This window comes from Eubacterium sp. AF36-5BH (genome assembly GCF_003460505.1).
Lineage (GTDB): Bacteria > Bacillota > Clostridia > Lachnospirales > Lachnospiraceae > Eubacterium_G.
In genome coordinates this window covers 119,205-137,266 of the sequence record NZ_QTVG01000002.1, presented here as the reverse complement: position 1 = coordinate 137,266, position 18,062 = coordinate 119,205, and the positions used below count along the sequence as shown (strand labels likewise).

Sequence of the window (18,062 nt, the reverse complement as noted above, 5' to 3'; positions counted from 1 at the left end):
GGTTGCAAAAATGCAACCCTTTTTCATATAGCCACGCAATAGGATATTAATTTTTCTAGTAATTTCCTAATATTTTCATATTAAGGGCTTCTGCATTAATACCGCTTAAAGCATTAATTGCTCCTGCCTGATTTGCTTTTCCCTCAAATTCAACGTAGAATCTGTATTCCCACTTCTTATCAGGTACAGGTCTTGATTCTATACGTGTCATATTTAAGTCATTGTAAATAATATGAGACAACATCTGATATAAAGTACCGCTTTCATGTGGCATCTCAAAACTGATACATATTAAATCAGCATTAACTCTTGCCATTCTCTCTCTACTTATGATAATGAACTTTGTTGTATTTGTATCATTGAAATTAATTCCTCTATGTAATATTTCAAGTCCATAAATTTCTGCTGCATTAGCACTTGCTATACATGCTCTTGTCTTGTCATTCTGTTCTGAAATATATCTTGCACTAATTGCTGTATTAGCAAGATTTACTTTTCCAAAACCATGTTCCTCAATAAATTTATTACTTTGCATAAAAGCCTGTGGATGAGAATATACCTCATGAATATCCTCTATTCTTGAACCTTTTAAACCACAAAGACAATGCTCTATTTTTACATCGAATGTATCAACAATATAATTAGAGAATTCAACCAGCAAGTCATACACATCTGTTACAATTCCTGCAGATGAATTTTCCATTGGTAAAACTGCGTAATCAGCCTTGCCGTCTCTTACATACTTCATTGCCTCTCTAAAAGTTGTTACATTTAAGTATTCAGCCTTATCTCCAAAGTATTCTGTAGCTGCCTGCTGGCTGTAGGCGCCTGGAATTCCCTGATATACGACTTTTGCACCATCCATTGGGATTTTATCAACAATATCAAATCCAATGTCGTTATTTACCCCTTCTTCTGTTAGAAGCTTATACTGCATCTTTCTGCTCATTGCCATTATCTGTTCAAACAATTCTTCCACACCATGAGCATAAAAATCACTTGAGGCTTTGTTTTTTAATGTTTTAATTTTGTCTAATTCTCTTTGTCTGTCAAGAACAGCCTTACCTGTTCTTAATTTGTATTCAGCAACGTCTTTACAGACTTCCATTCGTCTTTCAAATAAGCTTACAATCTCGCTATCAATTGAATCAATTTCTTTTCTACTTTCCTGCAAATCTTTCATATATACATTAAAGACCTTTCTTTCGTTGTTTAATTATCTGTCTCCTCTGAAATTTTCGGGCAACCACCACAACCACTGCAACCGCCACAGCCACTATTAGGACTTAGGTCCTCTAACAACTGAGTTACTGTTTTATTTAAAATAGGATGTGTCCAATATGGTGCAATTTGTTTTAATGGTTCTAACACAAAAATTCTCTTGTGCATTTCCACATGTGGTATCTTTAATTCTGGTAAATCCACTATCTGGTTTTCGTAAAAAACAATGTCTATATCCAATGTTCTTGGACCCCAGTGTATTTCCCTGGTCCTACCTTCAAAAGCTTCTATTTGGTTGACTTTTTTCAATAATTCTTCAGGTGAATACAATGTTTCTATTTCAATACAGCCATTTAGGAAATTGTCCTGTTCAACAGGCCCATAAGGCTCAGTTTCTATATAATTTGATACTACATTAACTCTGCAGTTATCATCGTCATACAAACTGTCCACTGCACAATTTAGATGTTCTTCCTTGTCGCCCATATTAGAGCCGATTGATAAAATTGCCTTACTCCATTTTCTGTTAATGGAAATTGCAACATTTCCAAAAGGCAACGGTATAGGTGCCTGTGGTTTGTATATTGTAAAATCCACTTCTCTGATTTTCGGAAATGTTTTTAACAATTCTGTTGTACACTGCCATGCTGCAGCTTCTATTAAATCAAATCTGTTTTTTGTTAAAAATTTATTTATAAAGTCGCAAACCTCAGCATAATTAACAGTTTCATTTAAATCATCAGTATTGCCTGCAACACTTATGTCTGTATATAAGTTAGCATCAATATAAAATTTCTGACCATTTATTTTTTCCTGTTCCTCACAGCCATGGTATGCAAATACTTCTAACTGCTTAATTTTAATACAATTTTTCATTTCTTATCGCCTTTGCCATCATTAATGCCTGATAGTTTTCTTTTACATCATGGACTCTGAAAATACTACAGCCTCTCTCATATCCCATAACAGTTGTTGCAACAGTTCCAGCCATTCTGTCATTCTTATCTACGTCCAGTGTAAGTCCGATAACTGACTTTCTGGATGTTCCAAGAAGCACAGGATAACCAAATTCTTTTAGCCTGTCCACATGTTTAATAATCGATAAATTCTGTGCATAATCTTTTCCAAAACCAACGCCCGGATCTAATACAATCTGTGAATCCTTTACTCCTGCTTTGTGGGCAATGTCAATTGATTCCTTCATTTCCTTTAAAACATCTTCCACGTAACTTTCATAGTTAGTATTATCCTTATTATGCATAACACATGCAGCAACTCCTGATTTTGCTACTAAATCAGCCATATCCTGCTTGTCCCACTTAAATCCCCACACATCATTAACCATGTCGATTCCGGCTTCAACTCCGGCTTTTGCCACATTAGTTTTGTATGTATCAAGGGATACGCATACATCAAATCTTTCTTTTATCGCATTAATAACCGGCACAACCCTTTCTATTTCTTCTTCATCACTAATTAAAGTATAGCCCGGTCTTGTTGACTCACCGCCAACATCAATAATTCTTGCACCGTCCTTGATCATTTCTTCAGTGTGCTTTAAAGCTGCGTCCATGTTGTTCCACTTACCACCGTCAGAAAATGAGTCAGGTGTTACATTTAAAATTCCCATAATAATAGGATCGTTATCTAAGTCAAAATTATATTTTCCAATTTGCATTTATTTTTTCTCTACTCTCTATTAATTATTTTTGTAAAAAAAGAATATCACTTACGATACATTACACAAAAAATACGTGCCTATTAAGCAACTATTTTTACCTTCTGCCATATGCTCCATAATAAGAAGTCTAATTACTTTTCCATTAAACGAAGAATGTCTCTTCTTAAACTGCTGTCTTCTTCAAAAGCGCCTTTTGCTGAAAAAGTAATTGTTTTGCTACCCGGTTTCTTAATTCCTCTTGCTGACATACACATATGCTCAGCCTCAACCATAACCAATACCCCCTTTGCATTTAAGCATTCTTCAATAGCATCGGCTATCTGATTTGTCATTTGTTCCTGAATCTGCAATCGTCTTGCAAAAACTTCCACTGTTCTTGCAAGCTTGCTTATTCCAACAACTTTTCCATTTGGAATATAAGCAATGTTTGCTTTACCATAAAAAGGCATCAAATGATGCTCGCAAGTTGAGTAAAATGTAATATCTTTTTCAATAACTACATTTTCATTATCACATGTAAAAGTCTTTGACAGATGCTCCATTGGATCTTTGTCCATACCTGCACATAACTCTTCATACATACGTGCAACTCTGTTTGGAGTATCCACTAAACCCTCTCTACTTGGATCTTCACCGATACCTTCTAATAATAATTTGATTCCCTGTTCTATTTTGTTTTTATCAAACATCAGTCAATCTCTCCTTCCGGCTTTAACTGCTTGATTAATATCATTTAGATGTGATAAAGAGCCAAAAGCTAATATCATATCTGATTTTTTACTGTTTACTAAATCAATTGCCTTCTCTACAGCCTGATCTATACTTTCTACATACTGAACATTTTGGTTGTATTTAGAAATTGTATTAGCCAACTTCTTTCCATCTAATGCTCTGGCATTATTTGGTGTAACAGTTAAAATATTTTCTCCTTTGTTTGCAATAAGACCTGCTTCCTTCTCAAAGTCTTTATCGGCCAACACTCCCATTATAAAGGTAATTCGTTTATTTGTAAAATACAAATCAATACATTTTACCAATTCCTCTATAGCTCCGGGATTATGTGCGCCATCAATTACAAATAATGGTTGCTTTGAAATTATTTCAAATCTTCCCTTCCAGACTGCATTTTCAATTCCACTTTTTATATATTTTTCTGTATTGTAACCCTTTTTTTCAAGAATTAATGCAACCTCAATTGCTGTTGCCACATTTTTTCCCTGATAAGTTCCAAGCATTTTTAGATTAGCTTTATATTCTTTTCCATTAGAGGCTCTGTAAGTTACAATATTTTCTCCATTACCCAAATCCAGTTGTGCTTCTTTAGCCATAACTATATGGGAATTCTTTTTTTCAGCTTCCTCCCTTATTACATCGCATATTTCTTTTTGCTGTTTTGCTACTACAACGGGACAGTTTGCTTTTATTATGCCCGATTTTACCATTGCTATTTCTTCAATTGTGTCACCTAAAAAAGCTGTGTGGTCCAAGGAAATATTGGCAATAATACTACAAAGAACCTTATGGAAAACATTTGTGGCATCTGTTGCACCACCCATACCACATTCAACTAACACAATATCACAATTCTTTCTTTTGAAATATTCAAAAGCCAAAGCCGTTTCAATTTCAAAAGGTGTTGGATGAAATCCATAAGTTTTAGCAATGTAATCGCATTTCTCCTTAATATGAGTGATTATTTCTCCTAAACTGTTTGGCTCTATGTTTTGGTTATTAATCTGAATAATCTCATCTTCTTCAAAAACTGCCGGAGAACTGTACCTACCTACTTTGTAGCCTGCCTCCATGAGAATACTGTTTAAAAAAGCCATTGTGGAACCTTTTCCATTTGTACCTGCTATGTGAACAACTTTCAGACTTTTTTCAGGATTACCCATTTCTTTTAAAAGTGTTGTGATGCTTTTCAGACCTAAGACACTGCCGTATTTATTTACTTCTTTTAAATATTGTTTTGCTTCGTTATAGTTCATTGTGTTTTCCTCGTTGTGCTTTTCTGCTATATTGCCCTTCATGTTTTTTATTACGAAATTGCTACGTGCTTTGCACTCCCGCAATTTCACCACATAATTCGCATATCGCACAACTTCGTTGCGCTTTTATGCTATATTGCCCTTCATGTTTTTTATTACGAAATTGCTACGTGCTTTGCACTCCCGCAATTTCACCACATAATTCGCATATCGCACAACTTCGTTGCGCTTTTATGCTATATTGCCCTTCATGTTTTTTATTACGAAATTGCTACGTGCTTTGCACTCCCGCAATTTCACCACATAATTCGCATATCGCACAACTTCGTTGCGCTTTTATGCTCATTATGCGGGCGTGTCCTCAAAACATAAGCGTACTTTTGTGCAAGCACAAGTACGCTTATGTTTTGGTACACTGTAATAAAAAACGTACTTTATGGGAAGTATTAGTCTACCATAAAATACGTTTTTTGTTTATTTGTAATTATTATTTTATGAATCTTGCTGATACATAACCTTCGATACCATTCCAGATTACATGGCACCAACCTTTGTCAGTGCTTAAGACTTCTAATTCGTCTCCTTTATTAACAATGTCTAAAACCTTTGAGCTTTCTTTTGGTTTTCTTCTTATGTTGACATCGTCCCTTGCATGTTTGATTTCGCCTGAAGGTCGTGTTGTTTCCTCTTCAGTCTGTTCCTCTGTAGGTGCCTGTGTTTCTTCTTCTGTTGTCTCTGGAACAGTTTTCTCAGTTGTTGCAACTACAGTAGTTTCTGATGTTGTCTGCTGAGCAACCTTCTGTGTTGTTGTTACAGCTTCTGTTGTCTCTGCTGTTGTTGCTCCTAATATTGATGTTTCCTTAGGAGCTGTTGTCTTCACTTCACTATCTTTCTTGGCTGAAACTGAAGCTACAACAATAATTAATACTACAATAACAACAATTGCTGCTGCTAAAATTCCTAATGTTATTTTTCTTTTCTTAATCTGCTGTTCTTTCTTTAACTCAGCATTTCTTTTTCTTGCTTCTATTCTCTGTCTAGTTTCATCTTCGTATGACATTTTTCCACCTTCTTAATGTATTTTCTTTTTGTTATGATTTTCAAATAACAATGTATTTCTAACATTATTATCTTAAAAATGCATTATCTTACAAATTCAAAAAACGACAAATCAATGTAAGTTTTCTTCTTCCTCAATAATTTCATCATATTCACCGTCTTCAACTAACTGATCAAAAGCCTGTGATGCTAACATGAATTCAGCTTCTGTTTCAATATTGTCAAGTCCGGGTTCTCCGTCCTCGTCTTCAAAGTATCTGTATAAGAACACTTCTCCTTCTTCGTTTTCAGGTCCTTCAGTTGGAAGTAATGCAATGTAATCTCTTCCTTCTGCTTCAAATATACTTACAACAAGGCAATCAACCTCACTGTCATCTTCTAATGTTAAAGTTACAAATAAATCTTCATCTTCTTCTAATTGATTATTTCCCATATCATTTACCAAGTCTTTCAACAATCCTCATACATTTCCCGTATGAATTTGAAAGACACAAACATAATATTTTTACTATGCCTGCATTTTCCTTTCTTATTTATTTTCACAATCTTACTATGCATTTGTAATAAACGCATTTTTTGTTATTTAACTTTATCAAAAGTGTATTAAAATTGCAATATTATGCACCTTAATTTAATGTATTATCTACATAATTTTCAAAAAATATACATATTCTATGCCATTACTTCCTTCATAAAAATTGATGGTTCCACATAACAGCCAAGATTTTCGCTTACACAATATATATTTAAATATTTTTTTGCCCTTGTTATTGCCACATAAAAAAGTCTTCTTTCCTCTGCGAAATCTCTTTCTCTTACTGCTTTAGATGTTGGTATTATGCCCTGATTTGCATCTAAAATAAAAACGCTGTCAAACTCAAGTCCCTTTGAGCCATGCATTGTAATAATATGAATCGGCTTTCTTACCTGCTTTTCTTTTGACTTTGTATTAGCACTGTTTTCTTCACTTTCCTGTAAAATCCAGCTTTCCAAAGTGTCATATTTTAAACTGTTTGTTTTTATTTCTTCAATTTCTTTTTCAAAAACAGAATAGTTTATCTTTCTCTCTCTTGATAGCTCTTTCAGGTAATTCTCATATCCTATACCTTTTAGAATATACATTAAAGCTGCCATGGGCTTTAATCTTAACAACATCTGCAAATCAAATTCCAGCTTTTCTATTTTTTTCACAATTTCACTGCTATGACTGTAAACATTTTTCAAACTATTAAAATCAATTCCATAATCACTTATCATTCCGTTACTAATAAGTCTGGCTGGTTTATTTAATATATAAATTAGGCTTTCATTATTTCGTATTTCAACTTTATTCAAATTAATGGCTGCCTTTATGTAATTATAAATGTCCACTCCCACCTGAGTTTTGAAAACAGATTTCTTAGCGACTTTGCTTTCAGATATAATTTCCTGTTCTTCTAAAAATCTTTGGATAATATCAATCTGGCTGTTGTTTCTCACAAGTATTGCAATGTCATCTATCCCTCTACTTTGCAACTCTGTAATCTTAACTGCTGTATACTGCAATTGCTCCATTTGATTTCTGAAAATTCTAACATCAGTATCTTTACATTTGTTATTATTCTTGTTCTTGGTATTGTTATTGTTCCTTTTCCTTGGGATTGAACAACCATCTTTTATGTTCTCATTTTCATTACTATTTTCATCATTTTTATTATTGTTACCTTTCGGTGACATGATATTTTTTTCAAAACGTGAACTGTTGTTTTTAATTAGGTTCTTAGACATTTGGATAATTTCATCTGTAGACCTATAGTTTATATTTAATATAATTTTTCTACATGCCTGATAGTCCTTTTCAAATCTAAACATTAACTCAGGACACGCCCCACGAAATCCATAAATGCTCTGGTCATCATCACCTACTATAAACAAATTGTTTTCAGGAGCCACAAGCATTTTTATGATTTCATACTGTATCTTGTTAATATCCTGAAATTCATCTATTAAAACATATTCAAAAACCTGCTGCCATTTTTGTAAAAGCACCGGTTCCTCTTTAAACAACGTATAACAGTCCAACAGCATATCATCAAAATCAATTTTGTTCTGACTCTTCAATTCTTTTGCATATTCATCGAATATAAGCTTAAATTCCCTATTTTTACAGCTTTTTGGTGCATAATCACTCAATGGAATCATATTCCCCTTAACATTGCTTATTTCGCCAATAATGTTTTGAATAAATTCATTAAGGGAAGTTGTATTTATTCTGTTTCTAATAATAATTTCACGTAAAATCTGACTTTTCTGATTTTCCGTTAAAATATTACGCCCACTGTAATTCTTGGATAATTTTAAAATTCTAAAATAGATTCCATGAAAAGTTCCAAAGGACACAGGATAACTGCTTTTTACCCAATGTTCTCCTTCCATTATCTGAAAAAATTTTCTCTGCATGTGAACTGCAGCAGCTTTTGTAAAAGTTACTACTAATATTTTTTCAGGTGAAACGTCTTTTCTAATTAACTCTTTTATTCTGTGTGTTATAACTGTAGTTTTACCTGAGCCAGGTCCTGCAAGAACCATGGCTGCTCCTTTAAAATGATTAACAGCTTCTCTTTGTGCGTTATTAAATTCCATAAACACCTTTCCAATATGTCCCTTTATATATTATCACATATTGGATGTGTTTTAAATAGTGTTTTCAGTCCACGTATAGTAAAATTTAATTAAACCTACTCTTGAATTGGTATCTGTTTTTTTATTTATATTTGAAATATGTCTGTATAAAGCAGCTCTTGAAATATATAACCCGGCTGCAATATTCTGAACACTATCGTCAGAATTAAGTAAAGCTTCTAACACTTCCTTTTCTCTTTTGGTTAAAGAAAAATTCTCCGAAAACATTTGTAATTTGTCAGTTTCGTTTGTGCTGTTAGTTTCTTTTTCACTGTTTGTTAGATTGTCCCAGTTATTTTCTATTATTTCAGCTCTGTTGATTTGTATATTTTTCATTGTGTACAAAAATATTAATACACTAATTGCCACAAACAAAACTAACGATAATACGGTAATCAGTAAAACATTTTCTGTTGAATATAGTTTCAAAGACCAACTCCCCATTAGCACAGCCATCAAATTATTTACTGCTCTTCCCATACCTGCCCAAAGGCGTGTATTTTCCATTTTAAGAGATATTTTCACAAATGCTGTTGTAAAAAACACAGCAAAGAACCCAGCTGACAAATAGAAAACAACCAGGCCTGTTAAAAACGCCCCGCCGGATACAATTGTCAAAATACATATTGTTGACAAAAGAGTTATGCAATACATTATTATGTACATGAATCTGCCTTTTTTTATGTCGAAAAGTATACCAGCTGCAATTCCACTTACGGCTAAAAATAATCGCGGATATTGACCTACATCAAAAGTACCATCTGCATGGAATAAAGTCACAACATTATCAAGGGTTGTAAAAACATTTGCCATTAATACAACAATTGCAATTAAAAGAATTACCATTACATAATTGTTTTTTAAACCACCCTTTTCTTTGACTGCATTATCACATCTGTCATCACTATTACTTTTCCCTGAAATTTTTTGCACTATTATGATTGCTGCAACCCATAATACAACTATCGAAACACTTTCCAGATTATTTGATTTTATTAAATTATTGCTTACAAACTGTATCAAAAGTCCAAAACCGTAAGCAAAGCCTATTGTTTTTCCTAAATATTTGCTGTTACCGTAATTAATTGCCGTAAAATAAAAAACCGTGCTTCCAAAAGCTCCAAGTATAATAAAAAGAAGGCAGCCGCACATTAATATAACATTATAAGAATCACTGTGTGAAAATTTCCAAACACAAAAACAACCTAATACAATCGCTAAACTAACCGCTATATTTTTAGTGTTTTTAATACCTGTTTTATTATCTAATATTTTCTTTATTATTGGATACAAAACAAATCCCACTACGCTTGCACCTAAAACATAACTTTGTGCTATTACAACTTTACTTGGATTTGCCACTTTAGCAATCATGTTATCAAAAAGGTATTCACTTCCTAAAAACAAAAAATTAAAAAGCGATATTAATATTATCATTTCAAGCCAATTTTTATTTATATTTTTCTTAGTAACTGTATTTTCCATATTTTAACCTGAACCTTTCAAAAGGATTTCTTATTACACAAAAAGTCCGACTGACAAACAGCCGGACTTTTTATAATCTTCCTTGAATTATTTTGATAATTATTCTGATAATAATTCAATACCTTTTTTAATTCTTTCTAATGACTCTTCTTTTCCAATTACTTCCATAATTTCGAAAGCTCCTGCCGGTGTCATCTGCTTACCTGATACTGCAGTACGAAGTGGCCATAAAGCCTGACCATTTTTAATTTCTTTTTTCTTAATATATTCAAATACAGTATCGTGTAATCCCTGTACTGAATAATCATCTGTTTCCTCTAATATTGGAAGTAATTCCTTTAAAATTTCTAAAGAATTTTCAGAATTAGTCTTCATTTTCTTGTGTGTATACATTTCAGGACTATATTCAGGAAGTTCCTGGAAGAAGTCAATCATGTCTCCAATTTCAGGGAATGTTTCAATTCTTGTTTTGACCATATCCATTATTGTTTCAAGGTTCAAATCTTTCTTGATAACTTCCTTAACGTATGGTCTTGCCATTTCATAGAACTTCTCATTGTCCATAGCCTTAATGTATTCTCCATTCATCCATTTTAACTTTGTAATATCGAAAACTGAAGGGCTCTTATTAACCTTGTGATAATCAAAATTCTTAATTAATTCATCAAGTGAAAATATTTCCTGATTGTCTTCCGGACTCCAACCTAAAAGTGCAATATAGTTTACAATTGCTTCAGGTAAAAATCCCTGTTCAACTAAATCTTCGTATGATGAATGACCTGAACGTTTGCTTAATTTCTTATGATTTTCATCTGTAATAAGTGGCAAATGTACATATTTAGGTGCTTCCCAGCCAAATGCTTCATAAAGTCTCTGGTACTTTGGTGAAGATGAAATATATTCATTACCTCTTACTACATGAGTGATTTCCTGTAAATGATCATCTATAACATTTGCAAAATTGTATGTTGGATAGCCATCTGACTTAATTAAAATCATGTCATCCAACTCTTTGTTTTCTACTGTAATTTCTCCATACAATTCATCAACAAAAGTTGTTGTTCCTTCTGTTGGCATGTTCATTCTGATAACATAAGGTTTTCCAGCATCTAAATTAGCCTGTATTTCTTCTTGTGAAAGATGTAAACAATGCTTGTCGTACATTGTAATTTCTTTTCCGTCTTCCCCTACAGAAGTTTTAAGTGTAGCCAATCTTTCCTTATCACAGAAACAGTAATATGCATCTCCTGACTCAATTAATTTCTTTGCATATTCAAGATATAAACCTGACGCCTGACGTTCACTCTGAATATAAGGTCCATATCCCTTGTCCTTGTCAGGACCTTCATCATGTACAAGTCCTGTTGCTTCAAGTGTTCTGTATATAATATCCACAGCACCTTCCACATAACGTTCTCTATCTGTATCTTCTATTCTTAAAATAAAATCGCCACCTGCATGTTTTGCAATTAAAAATTCGTATAAAGCTGTTCTTAAATTTCCTACATGCATTCTACCTGTTGGACTAGGTGCAAATCTTGTTCTTACTTTTGACATTTTATTTCTCCTCTTTAACAATTATTGACATAAATCTAATTTATTATAATGCTTTTTTTGCCTATAAGCAAGTACATCAACTTATGGATTTTATAATAATCCATAACGCAATATTTTTTATGTAATAGAAAATCCTAAAAGATTTTCCTGTTACGAAAAAAGACTTCCCTTAACCGAATCACCTATTTATTGTCAGGTTTTAAAACCTAACTTTTTAGGAATAATTCAAGTTCCGTGAAAGTCTTTTTCTAAATATACTTAATATTTTTTTATGCTTTATTTTAAATTTTTGAAATATTCAACAGCTTCATCTAATGACTTCTTGAATGAATCATCTGATGAATTATCGAATAAGAATAAATTCTTAATTCCTTCAGGAACTGTAAAGTTCTGTCTGCTAATATATTCATCCCAATGTTCAATCTTCCATGTATCTCTGTCAGAGTTACGTTTAATCATTCTTTCCTTACAAACTTCCTTGTCGCAATGAACCCAAACAACAACTAATTCAGCTCCAATCTTTAAAAGTTCGTTTCTAAGATTTTCCATATAACCGGGTGTTCTAACTTCTCTTGTGAATGGAGAATTAATGAATACCGTATCATTGTATTCTAAAGCTTCTCTTGCGATTTCCATGATTGCATCATATTCATAATTTCTGATGTTTGCTTCAAAGAAATCTGAACTTCTATTGTATTCTTCATTTGCCACAACAAAAATCTGCTTTGATAAAACAATAAGTGAATCTTTATCAAGGTAAACACAGTTAGGCATAGCCTTTGCTAACTTCTTTGTTACAAATGTTTTTCCACATGCTGGTGGTGATGTTACTAAAATCATTTTCTTCATAATATATCTACCTCTTCTATATAAAAATATTAAATCGTTTCAAATAAACCCGAATTTCTCGTGATTATATCACTTTTTAATTCCTTTAGTCAATAAGATTGACCGTATTTTTTTGTTTTTTCGACTACTTTTTTAATTACAGTGTTCCAAGGTCCAGCTCACCTGTGCTTGCACAAAGGTGAGCTGGACTTTGGAACACGCCCAAATATGAGCATAAAAGAGAAGCGTCAGCTTTCCCATATGCGAATATTTGTATGAATTGCGAGAGTGCTCTGCACGGAGCAATCCATGTAATTAAAAATACATTTCTCAAGGTCCACACCTGTGCTTGCACAAAGGTGAGCTGGACTTTGGAACACGCCCAAATATGAGCATAAAAGGGAAGCGTCAGCTTTCCCATATGCGAATATTTGTATGGATTGCGGGAGTGCTCGGCACGGAGCAATCCATGTAATTATTTGTTGAGTTTTATCTCTACAGGTTTATTTATTTTAAGTTCTTTTTCTGTTACCACACAGTTATACGCCATTATTTTAACTCCTTTACTTTCTGCCTTTACCAGTACTTCTGCAAAAGCCTTATGAGTCTCTTTGTTAGGTGTAAAATATTTTACGTTTTCCATTTGCACAACAAACATAATATAAGCGTCAAAGCCCTCTTCCTTGGCTTTGATTAAATGTTCTATATGCTTTACCGCTCTTTTGCTTGGTGCATCAGGAAATAAAACTACACCATCTTTTTCAAGGGTAACACCTTTTACTTCCATCCACGCTTTTTTATTATCTCCCTCAATATAAAAATCAAACCTTGATTCTCCATATTTTTTCTCAGGAGCAACAAGTTTTGTATTTTTATATAAGCCATTTTTATTTAGCCATTCCTGTACTACTTTGTTTGGTGCTTGGGAATCCATATTTATTATTCTTTCATTTTTCCTAACTACAACCAAATCATATTTTGTTTTTCGATTGGGATTATCTGATTCCTCCAAATATACAGTTACACCATTAACTAAAAGTTCTTTGCAACGTCCTGTATTTTTCACATGAACAACCTGGGGATTATTATCCATTCCTTCTACATCAACATACGCTATAAACCTGTTGGGTCTTTCCCTAAAAATTCCTTTTACAATCTTTTTATATTCCATAATACTTTCTTCTCTATAATTCAATCCTTTATCTTTCTTTTCTGTTCTTTGTAATTCAATCTCTTATCTTAATTCGTTTCTGCTGTCTATAATTTATTATCTGCCGAAACTAATATTAACACTTTTCATTATTAATTAACAGCTGTTTTCCTGCACATACTTTTTAATGCATAATTAATGATTGTAGAATTTTGATTATTAACCAAAGGATTAGTTCTTTTTATATTATGGAATTATTATTTCTAATTGTTCAGATATGATTTTATTTTGTATGTTTTGTCTATTAGATAAGCATTTAGAAAAATTGCTTCTCAAATCAGGAATGGCGTTTCAGAATTCTCCGAAACGCCACAAAATTGAAAGGGTTTAGATTATTATGTTACCTAAAAATCTAATACACTTATAGTTTAAAAATTAAAAACATTTTTTGCAACAACCTATAAATCTAATGTATTTTTTTGTTAATTATGTACATTTATCCTTTTATTTTTTGAAATAAAAGGGCTTTTTTATAAGCATTTGTTACAATTTTTATGTTTTTTGTATTTTTTACGTTTTTTTAATTTTCCAAAAAACTAAAAAAAACATTTTTAACTATAAATTTTATCGTCCTCTGAATTATCTTCTCCTGATACTTTAATGTTTGCATCGTCCATTTTTACCTTAGGAATTGCAATTGGTGGCAAACCTGAATTTACAAAAAATGTAATTACCATTGATCTTACATGTGGGAATATTTCATCGTATGCTTTCTTATGAATTTCCTTTTTGTCTGATAACTGGTCACAGTCAAAAAATGCCACTGCACTTATTTTGAAATTGAAATCCATTGGTTGATTCTTATCCATCATATCAATAGTTAATGTAGCTGCACACTTCTTATCATCCCTTGTATATTTAACATTAAAAGATGCTCTCTGGCTGATATCCAAAGAGACAGCTCCTTCTATCTTATTTGTTAAATCAAGTTCTTCTACTTTAATTCCATTAAAAACTAAATCTCCCATTTAATGCCTCCTTATTCTTTTCCTGTAATTATATCATTACTTAATCATTAATAAAAGTGAAATGTAGACCGTTTTAATCTACATTCCACTTTTATTAACTATATCCTACAATAGGACATTATTTTTTTACTTTAACACTTTTAACTTTGCTCCATGCTCCATAGTATTTTTTCTTTCCAACTATTTTGTAAGCTCTAACCTGAACAAAATATTTTTTATTTTTAAGTTTCTTAATTACATAAGAATTCTTCTTACAAGCTTTAATCTTTGCCTTTTTAAGTTTGCCTTTGCTTAAAGCGTAACGAACCTGGTAGCCCTTTACACCTTTAATCTTCTTCCATGACAACTTAATCTTCTTACCCTTAACATTCTTAGCCTTAGGTGAAACCTTTGCCACTTTAATCTTTGTTGTTGTTGGCTTCTGAGTTGGTCTGTTAGGGTTATCCTTAGCTGCAATTGTTTTAACAACTGTACCTTCACAATTTTCACCAATTCCTGTAATTGTAATTGTGATATTACCTGTTGCATCTGTAGCTACTGTATATTTATAATCCTTATCTTTTGTTAATGCACGTCCATTATCAGGTACCTGAACTAATACATTTAACTGCTTGTTAGCATCAAATGATGTCTTAATAGTTGTGTTAGCAAGTTTTCTCTTAGTAATAACGAATGTCTTTTCAATTGTTCCTGCGTAGTTTCCAATACCCTTTATTGTCATTGTTACTGTACCAGGATTCATATTATCTGAATAAACAATTTCGTAATCCTTCATTGCTGATAAGTAAACATCACCCTGACTCATCTTAATCTGAGGCTGGATGTCTGCCACCTTATATTCGTAACTTTCTGCTAAATTTGAAAAATCTTTCTTTATAATATCATCTTCAATATTTGCCTGTGCAATAGTAAACTCTCCTTCAAGCTTACCTTCATATAATCCTATACCATTAACGATAACTTTTGCAGTTCCCGCATTTACATTATCTTCGTATTTTACTTCATATGCTGTTCCTTCTTCAAGCTGTTCATCACCGTTTTTTACTGTAACTGGAACTGTCTGTTCTTTTCCATTGTATATATGTCCAATCTCTCCAATAAATAATTCAAATTTTGAAATATCTATCCCTGAAATTTTAGTTTCCTGTGATACACCTTCAGATGAAACTTCACCACGTTTTGCTACAACCTTAACTGTAACATTACCAGCATTAATTTTATCAAATGTGTATTCACCCGGTTCTTTATTTTCTGCTACTAACTTGTCTCCCACATAAATGTCATATACCTGAGCAAATTCTTTTGGTAAATTGCTTCCTTCAAATGAAACCTTTAAAGTATTTGCTTCTATTGCTTCTACTGTTAAGTTCTTAGCTTCACTAACAGCAATATCCTCTGCTTTAATAGTTTTTGTAACAGAACCACCAAAGTCTCCTATACCATTCAACTTAACTTCTATACCTTCAGCTGTTGTTGTCTGTTCAACTGTATAATCTGTTCCTTCAACTAATTCTGTTCCACTATATTTTGCACTAACTGTTGCCTTCAATTCATCATCTAATGTTACATCAACTGTTGCATCTGTAATATCCGTCTTCTGAATTACGGCAATTTCCTTAATCTGGAAGCCATAAGCAGCATGTCCATTCATATAAACTTTTACATATCTAATTGGTTCTGTTGGTAAATCATATAAGTTTGTTACAACATATCCGTTCGGATCTGCAAAATGCTGTAAAACTTCCCAAGCTATAGACTTTGTTTCTCCTATTTTAACGAATCCTTCATCCGGATTTTCTTCATCAAATTCTTTTGATACTGATACTGTATAATCCTTACAGTATGTAACTTTATTTTGGAAATTAACAAGTACTTTGCTAAGTAATGATGGTTCAACTTCTTTTCCCAAATCAATTACAACATATTCGAATGTTCTTGTTGCATCCCATAGTGATGACCAAAATGCATCTGCATTGCCATTTGTAAGAACTGTAGGATCTGTTCCTTCATTTTCACCTGTGGATGACACATATACTGTCTTATTTAATGCAAGATTTTTATCACTTGATGAAACTAATGATGTCTGATCCTTTACTTCCGGATAATATGCTTTATCTTTGCCCATTACAGCAAATTCTCTAATCTGGTATCCATATCCTGTATTACCATTTATTAAATGTAATTTAACATATCTGAAATCTTCAAGTGTAACCTCTGATAAATCCACGTTATAATGTGTCTGTTCCCATTCTACACCTGAATATTTTCCTATTGTCTGGTAATTTTCTCCGTCTAATGATATTGATACTTCAAAATCTGTTACATTTGTAGTATCATTAACGTTATATAGCTGCAAGTAATCAATGTTGCTTACTTTCTGACTCATTTCTCTTCCAATATCAATTACAAAAGTCTGATCCTTCGCATCATCGTTTCTTTCAGTATTAACAAATTCTGTACCTGATACATTACCATCTGTTAAAACCTTAAAGTTCTGACTTCCAACTGATGTCTGTGTGTACTCAGCCCCATATGTCAGATTATAGTCTGTTGCTAAAAATTCAGATTCATCTACAGGTAATCCCTCTTCAAGCTCACTAGAACTATTTGCTGTATTTGGAGTTTTATTTTCTCCTTCACCAATTGCAGCAAATTCCTTTATCTGATAACCATAATCTTTCTTTCCGTCTAAAAGATTAATTCTTACATACTTAAACTGTGTTATTGTCAAATTAGATTTGTCAACTGTTAATTCATTTACCTTTTCAGTAAAATCATCTGTTGATTCATATGCCGTTTCAAAATTTTCACCATCTAATGATAACTGAATGTTGAATTTCTTACAGTATGTATTCGCATTATTGAAGAAAATCAAAAACGACTTCAAATTACTTACTTCCTGAATTCCATCTGTTGTTATTGTAACTCTCTGATTTGCATCTTTTCCCCATTTTGAATTATAAAAGCCTCCATCAAGACTTCCATTAGTAAGTGCAGTGTCTGTATTTTCCTGCCCCTTGCTGCTGTAAGTATATCCTGCTCCTTTCAACAAATTATAATCCGACTTAATCAAATCAGAATAATCAATCTCCGGTTCTACTTCACCGCTACCACTTCCTTCATCTGCAGCAATAATTTCATCAGCTCTTACGATATTTTTGTAAGAGTTTCCATCAATCGCTATTAAACTGCATACCATTGACATGCTAAGTGCTAAGCTCAAAGCTTTTTGTACGTTTTTTCTCATAAAATCCTCCTTTTTATATTTTCTTTGTTAAGTTTAACCATGGTATTATTTTATCATATTTAATGTTTGACAACCATATATCCGATTCAAGAAACCATTTTTATTTTCAGCCAAAAAAATAAGAAAAAGCCTATAAATAAAGGCTTTTTCTTATTGA

14 protein-coding genes are annotated in these 18,062 nt (G+C 32.5%); all 14 read right to left on the bottom strand.

What is annotated here, in order from left to right:
• Nucleotides 1-55: 55 nt before the first annotated feature.
• Nucleotides 56-1,183: a bifunctional chorismate mutase/prephenate dehydratase gene (locus DW006_RS02110; protein WP_117998838.1), complete on the bottom strand. Its 1,128-nt coding sequence runs from the start codon at nt 1,181-1,183 to the stop codon at nt 56-58.
• A 29-nt stretch (nt 1,184-1,212) separates the two neighbouring features.
• Nucleotides 1,213-2,097, bottom strand: a complete 885-nt coding sequence (gene folK, locus DW006_RS02105; protein ID WP_117998837.1) for a 2-amino-4-hydroxy-6-hydroxymethyldihydropteridine diphosphokinase — start codon at nt 2,095-2,097, stop codon at nt 1,213-1,215.
• Nucleotides 2,081-2,899, bottom strand: a complete 819-nt coding sequence (folP, locus tag DW006_RS02100) for a dihydropteroate synthase (protein WP_117998836.1) — start codon at nt 2,897-2,899, stop codon at nt 2,081-2,083. The genes folK and folP overlap by 17 nt, the downstream gene beginning before the upstream one ends.
• Before the next feature lie 134 nt (nt 2,900-3,033).
• Nucleotides 3,034-3,591 carry a GTP cyclohydrolase I FolE gene (folE, locus tag DW006_RS02095; protein WP_117998835.1) on the bottom strand — a complete coding sequence of 186 codons (558 nt, stop codon included), beginning with the start codon at nt 3,589-3,591 and terminating at the stop codon, nt 3,034-3,036.
• 3 nt (nt 3,592-3,594) lie between these two features.
• Entirely contained in the window at nt 3,595-4,890 is a 1,296-nt protein-coding gene (locus DW006_RS02090; RefSeq protein ID WP_118436265.1) for a folylpolyglutamate synthase/dihydrofolate synthase family protein, read from the bottom strand.
• 487 nt (nt 4,891-5,377) lie between these two features.
• Nucleotides 5,378-5,950, bottom strand: coding sequence for an SH3 domain-containing protein (locus DW006_RS02085; RefSeq protein ID WP_117998833.1), 573 nt, complete (start codon nt 5,948-5,950; stop codon nt 5,378-5,380).
• A 111-nt stretch (nt 5,951-6,061) separates the two neighbouring features.
• On the bottom strand, nt 6,062-6,403 hold the full coding sequence (locus DW006_RS02080) for a DUF1292 domain-containing protein (RefSeq protein WP_347475009.1): 342 nt from the start codon (nt 6,401-6,403) through the stop codon (nt 6,062-6,064).
• 218 nt (nt 6,404-6,621) lie between these two features.
• Nucleotides 6,622-8,571 carry an ATP-dependent helicase gene (locus DW006_RS02075; protein ID WP_117998832.1) on the bottom strand — a complete coding sequence of 650 codons (1,950 nt, stop codon included), beginning with the start codon at nt 8,569-8,571 and terminating at the stop codon, nt 6,622-6,624.
• A gap of 51 nt (nt 8,572-8,622) precedes the next feature.
• Entirely contained in the window at nt 8,623-10,095 is a 1,473-nt protein-coding gene (locus DW006_RS02070; protein ID WP_117998831.1) for a LuxR C-terminal-related transcriptional regulator, read from the bottom strand.
• Nucleotides 10,096-10,194: 99 nt separating this feature from the next.
• The gene (gene gltX, locus DW006_RS02065; protein ID WP_117998830.1) at nt 10,195-11,652 is read right to left on the bottom strand and encodes a glutamate--tRNA ligase; all 1,458 of its coding nucleotides are present in this window, start codon (nt 11,650-11,652) and stop codon (nt 10,195-10,197) included.
• 276 nt (nt 11,653-11,928) lie between these two features.
• Nucleotides 11,929-12,501: an AAA family ATPase gene (locus tag DW006_RS02060; protein WP_022165440.1), complete on the bottom strand. Its 573-nt coding sequence runs from the start codon at nt 12,499-12,501 to the stop codon at nt 11,929-11,931.
• A 454-nt stretch (nt 12,502-12,955) separates the two neighbouring features.
• Nucleotides 12,956-13,651 (bottom strand): DNA/RNA nuclease SfsA, encoded by a 696-nt coding sequence (sfsA, locus tag DW006_RS02050; RefSeq protein WP_117998828.1) that lies wholly within the window; start codon nt 13,649-13,651, stop codon nt 12,956-12,958.
• A gap of 590 nt (nt 13,652-14,241) precedes the next feature.
• Entirely contained in the window at nt 14,242-14,658 is a 417-nt protein-coding gene (locus DW006_RS02045) for a hypothetical protein (RefSeq protein WP_117998827.1), read from the bottom strand.
• Nucleotides 14,659-14,776: 118 nt separating this feature from the next.
• Complete coding sequence (locus DW006_RS02040) at nt 14,777-17,905, bottom strand: discoidin domain-containing protein (RefSeq protein ID WP_117998826.1); 3,129 nt, start codon at nt 17,903-17,905, stop codon at nt 14,777-14,779.
• Nucleotides 17,906-18,062: the final 157 nt, after the last annotated feature.